The organism is Streptomyces sp. DSM 116793 (assembly GCF_057320905.1).
This window is the reverse complement of record NZ_CM170494.1, coordinates 6,231,740-6,248,954: the sequence shown is the minus strand read 5'-3', so window position 1 is coordinate 6,248,954 and position 17,215 is coordinate 6,231,740. Positions and strand designations below refer to the sequence as shown.

Annotated in this window: 11 protein-coding genes; 8 read left to right on the top strand and 3 right to left on the bottom strand. The window is 69.1% G+C overall.

Going from position 1 to position 17,215, the window contains the following annotated elements; translation table 11 throughout:
* Positions 1-102: 102 nt before the first annotated feature.
* The 4 genes from ACSMXW_RS24555 (at position 103) to ACSMXW_RS24540 (ending at position 4,479) form a co-directional block, all read left to right on the top strand.
* Entirely contained in the window at positions 103-972 is an 870-nt protein-coding gene (locus tag ACSMXW_RS24555; protein ID WP_485799392.1) for a DODA-type extradiol aromatic ring-opening family dioxygenase, read from the top strand.
* On the top strand, positions 969-1,328 hold the full coding sequence (locus ACSMXW_RS24550; protein ID WP_485799389.1) for a hypothetical protein: 360 nt from the start codon (positions 969-971) through the stop codon (positions 1,326-1,328). The genes ACSMXW_RS24555 and ACSMXW_RS24550 overlap by 4 nt, the downstream gene beginning before the upstream one ends.
* Before the next feature lie 189 nt (positions 1,329-1,517).
* The gene (locus tag ACSMXW_RS24545) at positions 1,518-2,747 is read left to right on the top strand and encodes a CaiB/BaiF CoA transferase family protein (RefSeq protein ID WP_485799388.1); all 1,230 of its coding nucleotides are present in this window, start codon (positions 1,518-1,520) and stop codon (positions 2,745-2,747) included.
* A 229-nt stretch (positions 2,748-2,976) separates the two neighbouring features.
* Positions 2,977-4,479, top strand: coding sequence for an amidohydrolase family protein (locus ACSMXW_RS24540; protein ID WP_485799387.1), 1,503 nt, complete (start codon positions 2,977-2,979; stop codon positions 4,477-4,479).
* A 15-nt stretch (positions 4,480-4,494) separates the two neighbouring features.
* Here the strand turns inward: ACSMXW_RS24540 and ACSMXW_RS24535 are convergent, their stop codons facing one another.
* Complete coding sequence (locus ACSMXW_RS24535) at positions 4,495-5,076, bottom strand: GNAT family N-acetyltransferase (RefSeq protein WP_485799385.1); 582 nt, start codon at positions 5,074-5,076, stop codon at positions 4,495-4,497.
* 526 nt (positions 5,077-5,602) lie between these two features.
* Here ACSMXW_RS24535 and ACSMXW_RS24530 point away from each other — a divergent pair.
* Positions 5,603-7,039 (top strand): FAD-binding oxidoreductase, encoded by a 1,437-nt coding sequence (locus ACSMXW_RS24530; RefSeq protein ID WP_485799383.1) that lies wholly within the window; start codon positions 5,603-5,605, stop codon positions 7,037-7,039.
* A gap of 62 nt (positions 7,040-7,101) precedes the next feature.
* Here ACSMXW_RS24530 and ACSMXW_RS24525 read toward each other — a convergent pair whose 3' ends face one another.
* Positions 7,102-10,239 carry an AfsR/SARP family transcriptional regulator gene (locus ACSMXW_RS24525; protein ID WP_485799381.1) on the bottom strand — a complete coding sequence of 1,046 codons (3,138 nt, stop codon included), beginning with the start codon at positions 10,237-10,239 and terminating at the stop codon, positions 7,102-7,104.
* Positions 10,240-10,627: 388 nt separating this feature from the next.
* Between ACSMXW_RS24525 and ACSMXW_RS24520 the strand changes: the two genes are divergently transcribed.
* Complete coding sequence (locus ACSMXW_RS24520; protein ID WP_485799379.1) at positions 10,628-12,661, top strand: tetratricopeptide repeat protein; 2,034 nt, start codon at positions 10,628-10,630, stop codon at positions 12,659-12,661.
* A 15-nt stretch (positions 12,662-12,676) separates the two neighbouring features.
* On the opposite strand, the gene ACSMXW_RS24515 is transcribed toward ACSMXW_RS24520, so the two are convergent.
* Positions 12,677-13,582, bottom strand: coding sequence for a carbohydrate kinase family protein (locus tag ACSMXW_RS24515; RefSeq protein ID WP_485808275.1), 906 nt, complete (start codon positions 13,580-13,582; stop codon positions 12,677-12,679).
* 878 nt (positions 13,583-14,460) lie between these two features.
* Between ACSMXW_RS24515 and ACSMXW_RS24510 the strand changes: the two genes are divergently transcribed.
* Positions 14,461-15,339: an SDR family oxidoreductase gene (locus ACSMXW_RS24510; protein ID WP_485808274.1), complete on the top strand. Its 879-nt coding sequence runs from the start codon at positions 14,461-14,463 to the stop codon at positions 15,337-15,339.
* 254 nt (positions 15,340-15,593) lie between these two features.
* Positions 15,594-17,081, top strand: a complete 1,488-nt coding sequence (locus tag ACSMXW_RS24505; RefSeq protein WP_485799378.1) for an alkaline phosphatase family protein — start codon at positions 15,594-15,596, stop codon at positions 17,079-17,081.
* Positions 17,082-17,215 lie beyond the last annotated feature (134 nt).

Below are 17,215 nucleotides of genomic sequence, written 5' to 3'. Positions count from 1 at the left end.
GCGGGGAAGCCCTGCATGGCACTTGACAGCGGGTGATGACGCCGATCACCGTGAGGGACGCGAGGAAGTGACCGACATACGGACGGCTGTCCGGAGGTGTCCGTGGCACAACTGGTGGCGGTTCTGGCGACCACGCACCACCCGTTCTACTACCGCACGAGCACCCTGCCCCCCGAGGAACGACCGGACTTCGCCGAGGCATGGGTGCGCAAGGTCGAGGCGTACCGCGCCACACTGACCCGCGCGCGGCCCGACGTGCTGGTGATGGTCGGCTCCGACCACTTCCACCAGCTCTGGCTGGACAACATGCCCCAGTTCCTGGTCGGCAAGGCGCCGTTCTACGACGCCAACTTCCACAACGAGGAACGGGAGTTCGGCCTGCCGCGGATGCTGCTGAAGGGCCATGAGGAGCTGTCCGCGTACATGCTGCGGGAGGGCCTGGACAAGGGCTTCGACCTGGCGTTCAGCAACGAACTGCGGGTGGACCACAGCATCACCTGCCCGATCATCACGCTCCGCCCGGAGAACGACCTGCCCGTGGTGCCGCTGTACACCAACATCTTCGCGCCGCCGCTGCCACAGCCGAAGCGGTTCGTGCAGCTCGGCCGGGCCGTGCGGGAGATCGTGGAGTCCTGGCCGAGTGAGCTGCGGGTGGCGGTGGTCGGCAGCGGCCACCTCTCCCTGGAGCTGGGCGGGCCCCGGCAGTTCGGCCCGCACGGCCCCGACCCGGAGTTCGACCGCAGGGCGGTCGGCTGGATCGCCGCGGGCGACATCGGGGGCGCGCTGTCCGAGGTCAGCCTGGACAGCCTGTGGGAACCGGGCAACGCCACCCACGGCTTCATGGACTTCCTGCTGATGATGGGCGTCGCGGGCGAGACGAGGGCGGACCACGCCGACACCCTCGACCTCTTCCACACGATGGAGGCCTACTTCACCTGGTATCCGAACGGTGCGAACGGGGCCGCCGCATGAGCAGGTACCTGCTGGACAAGTTCCTCTACGACGTGGACCGCGACCCGGAGCTCACCGAGGCCTACCGCGCCGACCCGGCGGCCCTCGTGGCCCGCTGGGAGCGCGAGGGGATGCGACGGCTCACCGGGGTGGCGGGTGACCGGACCACCTGGACCCGGCTGACCGACGACGAGCGCCGGGCGCTGGTCGCGCAGGACTACGTGGCGATCCAGGAGCTGGGCGGCCACCCCTTCCTCACCCTGACCCTCTTCATCGCGCTCTTCGAACGCGACTATCCCGAACCGCTCGGCTTCCAGCACGAGTACGCGCGCCGCCTCGCGCACTGGACACTCCCCTACCCGGACATCGCGACCTGACGGCGCCCCCGCATGAGCACCGCGCAGGGCGTACCCGCCGCGCGGGACACCCGCACCGCGCGCCGGGCGCCCACACCGCCCCGGGCACCCACACCGCAGCGCACGGCCGCCCCCTCAGCAGCACGCCCCGCACAGCGCGCACGCCCCGCACACCGCGCACGCCCCGCACAGCGCATCCAAAGGACCCTCATGACCACCGACGACGCACCACCGAACGACACCCCGCCGAACCCCACACCCTCACCCGCACCGGTACCGGTACCCGCATCCCCGCACGGCCCGCTGGCCGGTCTCGTGGTAGCCGACTTCTCGCGGGTCCTCGCGGGGCCGTACTGCACCATGCTGCTCGCCGACCTCGGCGCCGAGGTGATCAAGGTGGAGGGGCCGGGCGGCGACGACACCCGCAGCTGGATGCCACCGGTGCGGGACGGCGTCTCGACGTACTACCTGGCCGTCAACCGCAACAAGCGCTCGGTCGTCCTCGACCTCAAGGACGCCGGCGACCGGTCCCTGGCGCAGGAGCTGTCGGCCCGTGCGGACGTGCTGATCGAGAACTTCCGGCCGGGCGGCCTGGCCCGCTTCGGCCTGGACTACCCGGCGACGCGGGCCCGCAACGAGGGCGTGGTCTACGCCTCGATCAGCGGCTTCGGCAGCGGCGAGGGCGCCGCACTGCCCGGCTACGACCTGCTGGTGCAGGCCATGTCGGGGCTGATGAGCCTGACCGGGGACCCGGACGGCGAGCCGTACCGCGCGGGCATCTCCGTCTTCGACGTGATGACCGGGATGCACGCCGCGATCGGAATCCTGTCCGCGCTGCACCACCGCACCCGCACCGGCGAGGGCCAGCACATCGAGGTCAATCTGCTGTCGTCGGCGCTGTCCGCGCTTGTCAACCACACCTCCGCGTATGTCGCGGGCGGCACGGTCCCGCTCCGCATGGGCAACGCACACCCCAGTCTCTTCCCGTACGAGCCACTGCCGACCGCCGACCGGGACCTCATCGTCATCGCGGGGAACGACGGCCAGTTCCGGAAGCTGTGCGCGGTGCTGGGTCTGGACGGCCTCGCCGACGACGAGCGGTTCCGGCGCACCGAGGACCGCACCCGGAACCGCGAGGCGCTGCGGCCGTACCTGGTGGAGCGGCTCCGGCAGCGCGGCGCGGACGAGTGGTTCGCCCTGCTCACCGCCGCGGGGCTGCCGTGTGGCCCGATCAACACCGTGCGGGGCGGGGTGGAGTTCGCCGAACGGATCGGGCTCGCGCCGGTCGTCCGGGTGGGCGAGGGTGACGCGGCGGTGCCGGGCATCCGCAACCCGATCTCCTTCTCGGCCACCCCCAGCCGCCATGTGCTCCCGCCGCCGGCTCTCGGGCAGCACGGCGACGAGATCCGCGCCTGGCTGAGCGGCCCCCGGGACGCCTGATCCACCCACCCGTCCACCGCCACGCGCCCCCGTCCACCGCCGTGCGCACCGCCCCCCGCCGACCGCACCGCACCCCCGCCGACCGCGCCCGTGCCGGCCACGTACCCCGCGCACGGCACCCGCACGGCCCCTCCCCCCTCCGTCGCCCCTCCCCCCCTCGCCCCCTCGCCCCCTCGCCCCCTCGCCCCCTCGCCCCGACACCAGGCCGATCACAACGAGGTGATGACGTATGAGCAGTGACCCGCGGCCCGCGGACTCCCGGCCCGGCGGCCCCCGGCCCGACGACTTCCGGCCCGGCCGCCCGATCCTCTTCCGCAACGCCACGGTCCTGACGATGGATCCGGCGCTCGGCGAGCTGTCCGGCGGCGACGTGCTCGTGCGGGGCAGCCGGATCGAACAGGTGGGACGTGACCTTCCGGCGCCGGACGGGGCGGTGGTGGTGGACGCGACCGGCGGCATCCTGATGCCGGGGATGGTCGACACCCACCGGCACATGTGGCAGACGGCGCTGCGGGGCCTCGGCGCCGACTGGACCCTCTCGCAGTACTTCGTCTTCTACTACCTGAACTGGGGAAAGATCTTCCGCCCGCAGGACATCCACGCGGGCAACGTGCTCGCCGCGATCGAGGCGCTCGACTCCGGGGTGACGACCACGGTCGACTGGTCGCACGGGCTGCGCACCCCGGAGCACGGGGACGCCGCCGTGGAGGCCCTGCGTTCGGTGCCGGGCCGCTACGTCCTGGCGTACGGGAACCTGCTGGGCGCGCCCTGGGAGTGGGCGAACACTCCCGAGTTCCGGGCGTTCGTGGCCCGGCACTTCACCGTCCGCGACGACATGCTCGGCCTTCAGCTCGCCTTCGACGTCACCGGTGACGCGGCGTTCCCGGAGAAGGCCGCCTTCGAGGCGGCGCGCGACCTCGGGCTGCCGGTCACCACGCACGCCGGGGTCTGGGGCGCCACCGACGACAACGGCATCCGGCTGATGTGGGAGCACGGCTTCATGACGCCGGCCACCACCTATGTGCACGCGGCCACCCTCAGCGAGGACTCCTACCAGCGCATCGCCGCGTCCGGCGGCACGGTCTCGGTCTCCACGGAGAGCGAGCAAAGCGCCGGACAGGGCTACCCGCCGACCTGGCGGCTGCGCCGGCACGGCATCCCCGTGTCGCTCTCGATGGACACCAGCGTGTGGTGGAGCGGCGACCTGTTCTCCGCGATGCGCGCCACGCTCTCCGCGGACCGCTCCCGCGAACACCTGGCGGCCCAGACGTCCGGTGAGACCGTGGTGCACAACGCGCTGCGCGCCCGGGACGTCGTGGAGTGGGCGACGATCGGCGGCGCGCGGGCGCTCGGCCTGGACGACTCGATCGGCTCGCTGACCCCGGGCAAGAAGGCCGACCTGGTGCTCATCAAGAACGACCGCTCCCCCGCCATGTTCCCGCTGCTGCACCCGTACGGACATGTGGTCTTCCAAGCAGGGCGCGGCGATGTGCACACCGTCCTGGTGAACGGCACCGTGGTGAAGCACCGCCACGAGCTGACCGGCGTCGACCTCGCCCGGGCCCGGGCGGAGGTGACCGCGACGGTCGACCACGCCCGCAAGGAGATGGGCGAGGAGGCCTGGCGGCAGGCCATGGAACCGGAGATCCCCCGGACGGAGCTGATCCACAACCCGTACGCCTATGCCGAGTACCGGGGCGAGGGGGTGGCGGTGCGCGGACGGGAGGCGTAGCCGCGGCGGGCGGGCTCAGCCGGCCGTGTGCCGTCCGGCGCCGGAGCGGCGGGCCGCCCGCCACTCCGGCGCGAGCACCGACCACACCTCGATGTCGAGCCGCCTGCCCCGGTGCGGGAAGCTCTCGCGCAGCACGCCGTCCCTGGTCATGCCGAGCCTGCGGGCCACCGCGACGCTGGCCTCGTTCTCCGATGCGACCCGCCACTCCACGCGGTGCACGCCCCGCTCCTCCACGGCCCAGTCGATGATCAACCGCGCCGCCCTGGTCACCAGTCCCCGGCCCACCGCCGCCGGTTCCAGCCAGCAGCCCGCCTCCGCGGTGCCGAGCGCGACGTCCATCGTCCGGAAGAGCACGCCGCCGACCAGCTTGCCGTCCGTCCAGATGCCGTGGATCCGCCCGGTGTCGGAGGCGGCGCGCTCCGCGTACGACCGGAGGAACGCCCGGCTCGACTCCAGATCGGTGACGCGATCGGCAAGCCCGATGTGCCGCCCCACGAACTCCCGCCCACGATCCATATGGGCAAGCAACTCCGCGGCATGCCACGGCTCCAGCGGCCGCAACTCGGCACCGTCGTCCCCCAGAACCCTCACGAACATCGTCACCCTCGCCCTCACCGCACCCACCCCGCACCGGTGCACCGGCACGGCTCACGGCGTTATAACCCGGGGCCCATGCAAGACGCACGGGATTTTCTCCGACGACGGAGCCACCCGGGGTGGAGAGCCGCCCGCCCCGGGGGAAGCCGCCGCCCAGGAAGGCACCCCGCAGGGAGGCGCCCCGCGGGGGCCGCCCCCCGAAGTGCCGGGGCCCCGAAGGGGCGCGGGAAACTGCGCGACCAGCCACAAGGAACCCGCCACGCAACCACGGCCCCACAGGACACCCCCATGAAGATCGGTTTACCGGGACGCCCCACGGCGGGCCGCACCCGGCAGAGGAAGCACCCACGCGGGGGCCGCCCCCCGAAGTGCCGGGGGCCCCGAAGGGGCGCGGGAAACTGCGCGACCAGCCACAACGAACCGCAACACAACCACGGGCCCCAGGGGGCACCCCAAAAATTCGGCTTCCCCGGACGCCGGCGTCCGCACGTGCAGGCCCACCCCCCGCAGACGTACCGTCGAAGACATGGGCACACGTATCGACCCCACCGCCGTGTCCGCCCTGCGGAACACCTCCACGGGCGGCGTGCTCACCCCTGACGACCCGCCCTACGACGAGGCGCGCAGCGTCTTCAACGCGATGATCGACCGCCACCCGGCGGTCATCGCCCAGTGCCGCACCGTGCAGGACGTCGCACGCGCCATCGGCTTCGGCCGCGATCTCGGCCTCGAGATCGCGGTACGCGGCGGCGGGCACAGCGTCGCCGGCACCTCGGCGGTGGACGACGGCCTCGTGGTCGACCTGCGCCTGATGAACGCGGCGGTGGTGGACCCCGAGGCGCGCACCGCGCACATCGAGGGCGGCGCCACCATGGCCGGCCTGGACCGGGCCGCCGAGCCGCACGGCCTGGCCACCACCGGCGGCCGGGTGTCCACCACGGGGGTCGCCGGGCTCACCCTCGGCGGCGGCGCCGGCTGGCTGGACCGCAAGTACGGTCTCGCCTGCGACAACCTCCTCTCGGTGGACCTGGTGACCGCCTCCGGCGACCTGGTGCGGGCGAGCGAGGACGAGAACCCCGAGCTGTTCTGGGCGCTGCACGGCGGGGGCGGCAACTTCGGCGTCGCGACGTCGCTGGCGTTCCGGCTGCACCCCCTGCCGTCGGTCACGGTGGCCCTGCTGCTGTGGGAGCCCGCGGAGGGCCCGCGGGTGCTGCGGGCGTACCGCGACTTCATGGCCGGCGCACCGGACGAGGTCGGTGGCGGGCTGCTGTTCCTCACCGCGCCGCCGGAGGAGTTCGTGCCGGAGAGCCTGGTGGGGCGGCTCACGTGCGCGCTGGTCGCGACGTACGCGGGCCCCCGGGAGGAGGCGCGGCGGGTGCTGGCGCCGCTGCTCGGCCTCGGCCACGCCGGCGGGATGGTCGCCGAACTGCCCTACGCGGACCTGCAGAGCATGCTCGACGACCCGCCCGGCTACCGGAACCACTGGTCGGCCGAGTACCTGGACGCCTTCCCTGACGAGGCCGTGGACCGCTTCTCCGCCCGCGCCGCGGACATGGTCGTCCCCTCACCGTCGCAGCACGTGCTGTTCCCGCAGGGCGGCGCGGCGGCCCGGACGGGCGCCGGCTTCCCGGTGCCGTGGCGCAGGGCCCCGTGGGTGGTGCACCCGTTCGGCCTCTGGGCCGACCCGGCCGACGACGAGCGCGCCGAGCGGTGGGCGCGGCAGACCAGGGCCGACGTCCAGCAGTGGTCCTCCGGCGCCGTCTACCTCAACTTCATCGGCGACGAGGGCGCCCACCGCGTCGTCGCGGGCTTCGGCCCCGACCACTACCGCCGCCTGTCCGCCGTGAAGGCGTCCTACGACCCCGGCAACGTCTTCCACCTCAACCACAACATCGAGCCCGACAGCTCCGGCGGTCCCCTGCGCGGAGGGACCAGGGGAGCACCGTCCTCACCTGACACCTGACACCTGGCTGTGCACCGGCCCGCTTCGCACACACTCTGTCAGCCTTGCCGTGACCGGTGAACTCACGCCGAATCCCGCCCCTGCTCCACATCGCCCGAGGCACCCAAGCGCTGTCGTATCGAATCGGCCTGTTGATGTAAGCCCAGCTGGCTATACACCTCCAGGGCCGCACGCCAGAGTGACTCGGCGGCCTTGAGACCGCTCTGTTCCTGGGTGATTCTGGCGATACCCTCCACGGCGTGGGCCTCTTCGTATCTCCGATTCAAGTCCCGCGCCAGTTGCAAGGCCTGGCTGTATGCGGCCAGCGCGGATCGGGTATCGCCGACGCGATAGTGCATCTCCGCATGCACAGCCAGGATTCGCTGCCGCTGATGCATATCTCCTATCTCGCACGCAATCCCCTCGGCTCGCGTCAAGTAGTCACGCGCATCTGCATACCGGCCTTGTTCTCGGCAGGTAATTCCGAGGTTGACAAGCGAATCGACCTGACCTGCTCGATCACGTATGGCCTGATAATTCTCCAGCGCCAGACGGAAGTAGGAGATCGCCTGCCCAGAATTCTGCACAGACCTGTGCAGATTGCCGATGTTGTTGTAGAGGATGGCAAGCTCCTGCCTGCCGCCGAATCTCTTGACAAGCGCAAGCGAGCGCTCATAGTACTCACGAGCCTTCTCTTGATCGCCCTGCAGTCCATACACTTCGCCGATGTTGTTGAGAGCCTTTATCTGCCCATTCACATTTTCAACTTCGCAGTGAATTTCAAGTGCGGCACGGAACTTATGCAATGCCTGCTGAAGATAGCCGAGGTGCGCCAGGGTGATTCCTTGGTGACTCAGCGCCTCGGCCTCACCGGCGATGTTCCCCGCCTGCCCGTGCAGCAGTAGCGCCTTCTGAAAATGCTGGAGAGCATCAGGTAACCGTTCGGAAACGAGGGCCACCACACCTAATTGCTCCAGCGCTTCGCCCTGAAGCCAGACATCCTCCATCGCCCGCCCGTAAGAGAGCGCCTCGGTCGCATGCCGAAGGGCATCTTCATGGGCACCCTGAGGTCGGAGCAAGGCAGCGCGTTCGATGAGGATCCGAGCGGTCACCGAGGGGTCACCAAGAGCACACGCGCGCGCAAGGGCAGCCGCATTTAGTCCGGCAGCCGTCTCCCACATGCCCCACACATGGATGGATCGATCCAGGACGTGCGGAAAGTACAGCGCATGGTCCTGCCCCTCCGCGACCGCCAGTTGCGCGGCCGCCAAGAGATTGCCTCGGTTCAGATCCAACCAGGCCAGAGCCATCTCTGGGCCGTTCAGCTCGGGAACAACCCGGGCCCGGTGGGCTGCGGGGATGTCCATGCGCCGACGCTGAGGGTAGGCCATCCGGTCACTGTGATCGGCGGCGGTGAGGTAATGATCGAGGATGCGCCGAACGATCTCGCGCCGCTCATATGGTGCGTCATCCCTCTCCCCGACAGTCCGGGCGAAGTGCCTGACCACGTCATGGAGCTGGTACCGATGTTTGACAGGCTCTTCGAGCAAGTGCCTGTCGACGAGCTCGTCCACGATGGTGCGGGCTTGCGTGACGCTGACGTCCGCCAAGAGCGCTATCACGTCGATCGTAAGGTCAGGGCCCGGGTGAAGCGCAAGAGCACGGAAGAGCCGCTGATCGGTCGTGCGGAGTCCGGCATAGGAGAACTCGAACGCACCCACGATGCCATGCTGCGTGTCAATCTCGTCCAGTGGGCGGGCGGACTGGCTCAGGCGCTCGGCCAGGTCAGCAGCGTCCCAGGCCTCGCTGCGACGAAAGCAGTTGGCGGCGAGGCGTATGGCCAACGGGTGCCTGTTGCAGAAGTTCACGATCCGGTGCACCGCTGACCGGTCCGATATCCGGTGGGGGCCGACGATGCGGGTGAACATGCCTGCGGCTTCCCGACCGTCCAGCCCATCCAGGGCCAGCGATTGCGCGCCCTCGAGCTCGAGGAGTCGGTGGCGGCTGGTCACGAAGACCCTGCAGGACGACGAGCCCGGGAGCAGGGGACGCACTTGCGCGGCAGTGCGGGCATCGTCGAGCAGCAGGAGCAAGGAACGGTGTGCTGTCCGTGCACGCCACAGGGTCGAACGAGCCTCGAGCGTGGCGGGCAGGTCGTCTGGTACCACGCCGATGGCCTGAAGCAGCACGGCAAGAGCGTCCGCGGGCTCCACGGGAGGCTGTTCATGGTGCGCACGGAGATGGAGGTGGAGCCGGCCGTCGGGGTACCTACTCCGGAGCCGGTGGGCGGCGTGTGTGATCAGTGCCGTCTTGCCGACTCCCCCCATTCCGTGGACAACGGTGAGCGGCAGGGCTGTGGCCCCCGGGACAGGCATCGCCAGCAGCGAGGCGAGCTCGTGTTCTCGCCCACTGAAATCGCTGATGTCACGCGGCAGATTGTCCGGCGGCATGGGCGCTGTCGCACGCTGCTGCACCGAGGACGGCACCTGAAGGGTGGGGTCGCGCGTCAGAATGCGTCGGTGCAACATCTCCAGCTCCGGGCTGGGATCCGCGCCGAGCATGCTGCTGAGACGCCTCCGCGTCTCCCGGTAGACGGCCAAGGCATCACCGTGACGACCGCACCGGTGCAGGGCCAACATCAAGTACTTGGCATAGGGCTCCGGGTCGGGCTCACGGGCGAGCAGGTCGTAGAGCTCCGCCACAAGGTCGGCATGGCGGCCCAGGTCCATCTCCCAGGCGATCCGTTGTTCCCGGGTCTGCCGAAGGTTCTCGGTGAGACGTCGCCGCATGGCAGCGGCCCAGCTCCCGGCGAATTCGGCCAATGGCTCTGCCCGCCAGAGACATTCGGCCGCACGTAGGAGGTCGACCGCCTGCCCAACATCACCATTGGCGGCGGCTGCGCCCGCCTGACGTCGTAAATCACGGAAGCGCCGCAGATCAACGGTTCCGGACGGTACACGAAGGGTGTAGCTGCGGGCGCTGAAGTCGATGTGGACCTGATCTCCAACGGCCTTCCGCAACCGCGTGCGCAGGCGGGAAATGTTGCTCTGGAGAGTGGCCGTTCCACTGGCTGGCAGTTCCGCCCACACTCGTCTCAGTAGCGTGTCAGCTGCGACTGGCGCCCCCTCGGCACACAGCAGAACTGCCAGAAGGCACCGTTCCTTGGCTGAACCGATGTCATGAGTCGACCCGCCCACCCACAGCTCGAGCGGGCCCAGCATTCGGAACTCCACCAGCGTCCCCTCCGCCGGGCGCTCCCCATTTGAATTGGAACTCTTCTTCGAACAGTGTGACACCTACGCGCTGAAGCTGACAGAGGGTGCGGTCGACAGCGGGCCGGATCAAGACATGGGACTTACGCGTATGCTGTTGGCATGTGCCGTGTCACCGTGCGTCGTAGCGTGCAGGAATAAGTTTGTTCGACTCCGATGGTGGGCAAATGATCGATCAAAGTGTGCGTGCCCGATGCATGCGTCTCGGCCTGGGGGCGGCTTGAGAGAAGAGGACGCGGGGATGGCGAATGGGGCGTCCGGTCCCGCATGGCATGCCAACACCCTCTCGGGGACGGTCCACGGGCACAGCGTCCAAGCTGCGACCATCCATGGGAATGTGTTTATCGGCGCCGATGCCGAGCGGGATCGCCGGCGGGTACCACGGCAGCTTCCTCACCCTCCCCGCCACTTCACCGACCGGAGCGACAGCCTCGCCACCCTGGACCGCCTTCTGACCCCCGCCGCGCCCTCCACTGCAGTCATCACGGGCCCTGCCGGGATCGGCAAGACGTCCCTGGCCCTTCAGTGGTTGCACAACCGCCGCGACAACTGGCCGGACGGGCAGTTGTACGTGGACTTGCGCGGCCATCTGTCCGAGGCCCCAGTAAGCCCCAGCTCGATTCTTCCGCAGTTCCTCCGGGCACTCGGCGTATCGGCCGAGCAGATCCCGTCCGACCTCGCCGAACAGACGGCTCTCTACCGCACGGTCGCCGCGGACCGACGTATCGCGGTGCTGTGCGACAACGCTCTCTCCGCGGCGCAGATCCGGCCGCTTGTTCCCGCGTCCGAAAGGTCCGTCTGCCTCGTGACCAGCCGCTGGCACCTGACCTCTCTCCTCGTGGACGGGGCGCACTTCGTGCCGCTCGATCCATTGGACACCGACTCCGCTGTCGAGTTACTGGAACACATCGCGGGCCCGGAGAGAGTGGCGAGGGATCGTATGGCAGCTCGCGACATGGTGATGGCCACTGGTTGCTTTCCGCTCGCAGTGGCGGTAGGCGCGGCGTTGCTGCTGACACGACCGGAATGGACGCTTGCCTCAGCCGCGGAGCGCCTTACGGCCCTCCGCTCCGCCGGCCCCGACGAAGAGGTCTCCATGAACGCCAGCCTCGACCAGTCCTACGCCATGCTTCCACCGGATGCCGCGCGCCTGTACTGCCGCCTGAGCTTGCACCCGTGCTCGCCGTTCAGCAGACGCGTCGCTCATGCAGTGGCCGCTACGGTTCCGGCCGTCGATCGCGTCGAGGAGAACTTGGCTGCGCTGGTCGATGCCAATCTGGTCACCACGCCGGATCCAGAACACTTCCGATTCCATGACGTGATCCATCAGCATGCTCGTGCACGTGCCGAGAGCGATGAGACCAGCGAGCAGAGACGCGAGTCCGTCCTGCGCATCGTCGACGCGTACTTGAAGTGCGCGGATGCCGCCGACCGGATTCTGTATCCACAAAGACGGCGCCTGCCGACCTCCTACACATACACCAGCGACGCCGTTGTCGAATTCTCCGACGCCGCAGGAGCGCTGGCCTGGTTCGAACGAGAGCACGAGAACCTGGTCTCGGTCCAGCGCTTAGCAGCCCAGATGCGACTCGACAAGGCGACGTGGCAACTCGCAGAGGCGATGTGGACTCTGTTCATCTATTTCCACCACCACGACGCCTGGATCGCGAGTCACGAGTTGGGAGTCATAGGAGCAGCCAGGGACGGCCACCGGCCGGCCGAGTCCCGCATGCGGACCGGACTCGGCATCGCGTTACGTGAGGCAGGCCGGAACGAGGAAGCTCTGAAGGAGTTTCACTCAGCGCTCGCTCTACGCCGCGGGCTCGACGATCACCGCGGCGAAGGCCTAGTGCTCCACAACATCGGTGTCACGTACCGCCGCCTGGGCGACTGGAATAAGGCGCAGTCCTTCCTGCACAGTGCCTTGGCGATCCGCGAGGAGACGGGCGACATACGTGGCGTTGCCCGGGCGCATGGCGCACTGGGCGAGGTGGAGAGCCTAGCGGGGCGTCACGAGTCTGCATTGGTTCACCTGCGTCAGGCACGCAACGTGCTCATAACCACCCACGACCCGTACGAAGCCCTCGTGGAACGACTGCTCGGGCAGGCTCACATGCGGTCCGGGGACCTCCGTACGGCCCGGACCCATCTCACCGCGGCGCTGGAGGCACTGCGACGGACCGGTGAGGCTTTCGAAACGGGTGCGATTTACGAAGTCTTTGGGGAACTCGCAGAATACGAGCAGGACACGGCTGCTGCCCGAGACCACTACTCCCGGGCCGCCGCCGTCTATTCCCGCCTTGGCGCGGGCAGGGACGCGAGCCGCGTTGCCGAGCATCTTGATCGCCTCGGTCCCTCACCCGCAGGCTAGCGCTCGCCACTCCGCCTAACGCCATGTACTGACCCGGGTGCGCACCGGGTAGACACAGCGCAGGGCATCGAGTTCACCTCCTGTCAGGAAACCTTCCGCCGCCGATGCCGCACCGACCTTCCAGCCGGCGAAGAGCACCGCCGACTCGAGTGCGTCCACTGGCTCGCCCGAGGCCAGCCAGTTGTGCAGGAAGGCGGCGAGCAGCGCATCGCCCGCGCCGTCGGTGCTACAGACGGGCCGCGGTGCCACTGCGGAGATCTCAACCAGCCTGCCGTCCCTCAGACCCATCGCACACCCTTGCTCACCCCGGCCCACTGCAGCTATGCAGCACCCTGGGTAGCGGTGAAGCACATCCGCGATCCACTCCCGCGGAGACGAGGAGAGTCCCTCGTGGCTGCGAAAGATGATGTCCGCGCACTCCAGCCATGGCTGCCTGTCGAGGCCGTCGGACTCCCTCGCGGCATGCAGGTCGGTCGCGATCGGCAACTTGAGCAGGTCCTTAGCCACCTGCAGGAACTTCTCCCCGAACGGGTTACAGGCAATTACCGCCACGCCGGCACCCATGGCCTGCTCGATGAACCGCTCCACCGGATAGGCACCGGTGCCACTGGTCCAACCACTGCGCGCCACGCGCCCGTCCGGCTCGACAAGAATCATGGTCTTGGCAGACTCCGGGACGGTGACCACGCCTCGTCCTTCGAGTCCGGCTCTCTCGATTGCACGCCTGATCGCGTCGCCGGCCTCGTCCGCCCCCACGGTTGTGCACAGCCGCGGGGCGTCCCCCAAGCAGGCCATCGCGCAGGCCATGTTGTATGCGCCACCAACGACCGTGCACCGCATCCACGGTGCCTGCTGATAGGCGCTGTATTGAACAGGGAAGCGCTCGACCGGCATGATCATGGACAGTCGGGTCACCCCCACCAGAACTATGTGTGCCACTGCTGCTTCTGTCTCCCCGTGATCGTTTCGATCCTTCAGACGCAGATCACGGACCCGACCGCACCGGGCGGTGCTAGGCACGGGATCGAATCCGCCATGTCCGAGGGTGAGGGACGGGATTGGACAGAACGCTTGCAGAACACCTGCAGGGCGCCGACGGGGCGCCGTGCGAGATTACCCCGGCATATTTCGTTCGCCGTTCGCCACGCTACAGTGGCACCACATTGATACCCAGACGAACACGTCAGACTGGCACCATACGCCACATACACATAACATCACGCGGAGAAGAGCCGAAGAGGGCGCGATGGAAAGAAGAGGCCTGCGCCGACTGGAGTATCAGCGAAGGCCTGACTAACCGGCCACCGTCTAAATCATAAAGCGGTCTGTCCGCATTTGAGTTGCCGCCGTGTAGGTCACATCCTGGCGGCCGGCCTGCTCCGCGTAAGCACTGCAAGCAACCCCAGACACCACAGCAATCAGAATCACCATGCCAATAAGATTGCGCTTAGCTTTCGCGCACATAATTCTCCTGCGGTAGATCGCCGCCGTTTTCCCTGGCGGCCTGCAAGAGGAACCTATCACCATCTGCGACGACCCAATCACAGCCAAAAGCCCGGCATCGACACAGGCCGCAGACTGCTGGATTCGAGAGCCTAGCATCATCAGGCGGTGCGTCGATCACATGGGGACGCACCGTCGGGATGTCCGAATTTAGGGCGTATTCAGCAAGAAGTAAGCTTGGAACACGTCTGGCAGCGTTGAAAGATGAATTCCGCGTAAGCCGCCCGCCAGGACTGCGCGGCCGCCCGCGGGGCACCCGGAACACCCCGTAGGACGTGCAGAGAGGCGCAGAGGACATGCCGGACAAGCCCAGTGGGGGACCGCGTACGCCCGAACCCGAGTTCCCGCAGCAGGAGCAGGAGCACCCCGGGTGGACGGGGCCGATGGACCCGCCACCCGACCACGGCGAGCTGTCGTACCGGGGCAGCGGGCAGCTCACCGACTGCAAGGCGCTGCTGACCGGCGGTGACTCCGGCATCGGGCGGGCCGTGGCCATCGCCTATGCGCGGGAGGGCGCGGACGTGATGTTCACGTACCTGCCGGAGGAGGTCAAGGAGGCGGAGGAGACGGCCCGGCTGGTCGCCGACGCGGGCCGGACGGCCGTCGCCGTGCCGTGCGACGTCCGCGACGAGGACCAGTGCCGGAGCCTGGTGGAGCGGGCCGTGGCCGAGTTCGGGCGGATCGACATCCTCGTCAACAACGCGGCGTTCCAGATGAGCCAGCCGGACGGGATCTCGGCGATCTCCACCGAGCAGTTCGACCGGGTGCTGCGCACCAACCTGTACGGGATGTTCTGGCTGTGCAAGTTCTCCGTGCCGCACATCCCGCGCGGCGGCTGCGTCATCAACTCCACGTCCGTGCAGGCCTACAAGCCCAGCCCGCACCTGCTGGACTACGCGACGTCGAAGGGCGGCATCGTCACCTTCACACAGGGCCTGGCGCAGATGCTCGCCCCGGACGGGATCCGGGTCAACGCCGTGGCGCCCGGGCCGGTGTGGACGCCGCTGATCCCGGCGACGCTGCCCGACACCCGGGAGTTCGGCAAGCAGTCACCCCTGGGCCGCCCGGCCCAGCCGGCGGAGATGGCGCCCGCGTACGTCTTCCTCGCCTCCCCGTACGCCGGCTTCATCACGGCCGAGATCGTCAACGCCACGGGCGGCACCCCGCTGCCCTGACCGGCCCCGGACCCCGCCGCCCCGAGGCGCCGTCGCCCCGGCGGCTTCGCCCGGGGCGGCGGCGGGGTCGGGACGACCCCTGGCGGAACTCCAGGCGACGCACAGGGGTATGGCGATATACCCGTCCTTTCCGGCGCACTGTTTCAGCCACATTTAAGCCATTGGCCATCTGGTCACCCAAGGGATCACCATCCGGCGGCACGAGTGTGTCGAGGCCCCCTCATCGGCTCCTGGCCGGTCTCGAAAGGACCTCGATGGACGACACCGCTCCCGCCCGCCCCCAGAAGACGGGCCTGACCCGGCGCAGACTCCTGGGCTCCGCGGCCACGGTCGGCGCGCTCACCGCGACCGACACGGTCCTGCCCGCCAACGTCCGCAAGGCCGTGGCCGCCCCCGCCCGGCACGGACGGCTCGCGGACATCAAGCACGTCGTGCTCCTGATGCAGGAGAACCGCAGCTTCGACCACTACTTCGGCACCCTCTCGGGGGTGGACGGCTTCGACGACCCGAAGGCCGTGCGGCTGCCCGGCGGCGCCTCCGTCTTCGAGCAGCCCGACCCCGCCGCGCCGGAGGGCACGTTGCTGCCCTACCGGCTCGACACCCGCACCACCGCCGCCCAGGTGATCCCGTCCACCAGCCATGAGTGGGCCGTCCAGCACCAGGCGTGGAACGGCGGCAAGATGGACCAGTGGCTGCCGGCGCACCGCGCGGCCGACGGCAAGAACGGCCCGTACGTCATGGGCTACTTCACCCGCGAGGACATCCCCTTCCAGTACGCCCTGGCCGACGCCTTCACCGTCCTGGACCACTACCACTGCTCGGTGCTCGGCCCCACCGGGCCCAACCGCCACATGTGGCTGGCTGGCACCATCGACCCGGACGGCGTGGCCGGCGGCCCCTCTCTCACCACGGGGGCGCCAGGCGGCCAGTACTCCTTCACGACCTACCCCGAGCGGCTGACCGAGCACGGCGTGAGCTGGAAGTTCTACCACCAGGACGGCGCGACGGGCCTGCCGACGCTCCAGCACATCGCGCAGTACTTCAACGCGGGGCCGGGCGACCCGCTGCACGACCAGGCCATGGCCTCGTCGCCGATCGGCCAGTTCGAGTACGACGCGCTCAACGACAAGCTGCCGACGGTGAGCTGGATCCTCCCGCCGGCCGGCTACGACGAGCACCCGGCGGGCTCGCCGGCCGCCGGTGCCGCGTTCGTGTCCGGCATCATCGACGCGCTCGCGGCCAACCCGGACGTCTGGGCGAAGACCGCCTTCATCCTGTCCTACGACGAGAACGACGGCATGTTCGACCACGTCGTCCCGCCGACACCGCCGCCGGGCACCCCCGGCGAGTTCGTCACCAAGACGTCCGTGACCGGGGTGGACGGCGGTGGGCTGCCGACCGGTCTCGGCTTCCGGGTGCCCGCCATCATCGTCTCGCCGTGGACGGTCGGCGGCTGGGTGTGCTCCGAGGTGTTCGACCACACCTCGCAACTCCGCTTCCTGGAACTCGTCACCGGGGTGCGGGAGCCCAACATCAGTGCCTGGCGCCGCAGCACGGTCGGTGATCTGACCTCCGCCTTCCGGTTCAACGCCACCAGCAGGACGATTCCGCCGCTGCCCGGCACCAACGGTCAGCTCGACCTGTCCAAGTACCAGAGCAGTCAGTTCCCCCTGCCGACCGCGCCCACCACCGGCCAGCACCTGCCCGCGCAGGAGCGCGGTTCCCGCCCGCACATCTCCTGAAACCGGCCCCCGGGCCGGCCGTCCGGCCCGGGGGCGCCCCGCCCACGTCCGCGTACGCACCCACCCGGCACGGCAACGCGGACACCCCTGCTCCGCCGGCCACACCCCCGTTATGTGGCAGACCGGACAAACCT

Bases quoted from the DNA above. Each gene is read 5' to 3' on its own strand.
- ACSMXW_RS24545 (WP_485799388.1), top strand. From the start codon at position 1,518: ATGACCACCGACGACGCACCACCGAACGACACCCCGCCGAACCCCACA.
- ACSMXW_RS24510 (WP_485808274.1), top strand. From the start codon at position 14,461: ATGCCGGACAAGCCCAGTGGGGGACCGCGTACGCCCGAACCCGAGTTC.
- ACSMXW_RS24530 (WP_485799383.1), top strand. From the start codon at position 5,603: ATGGGCACACGTATCGACCCCACCGCCGTGTCCGCCCTGCGGAACACC.
- ACSMXW_RS24535 (WP_485799385.1), bottom strand. From the start codon at position 5,076: ATGTTCGTGAGGGTTCTGGGGGACGACGGTGCCGAGTTGCGGCCGCTG.
- ACSMXW_RS24505 (WP_485799378.1), top strand. From the start codon at position 15,594: ATGGACGACACCGCTCCCGCCCGCCCCCAGAAGACGGGCCTGACCCGG.
- ACSMXW_RS24540 (WP_485799387.1), top strand. From the start codon at position 2,977: ATGAGCAGTGACCCGCGGCCCGCGGACTCCCGGCCCGGCGGCCCCCGG.
- ACSMXW_RS24525 (WP_485799381.1), bottom strand. From the start codon at position 10,239: ATGCTGGGCCCGCTCGAGCTGTGGGTGGGCGGGTCGACTCATGACATC.
- ACSMXW_RS24550 (WP_485799389.1), top strand. From the start codon at position 969: ATGAGCAGGTACCTGCTGGACAAGTTCCTCTACGACGTGGACCGCGAC.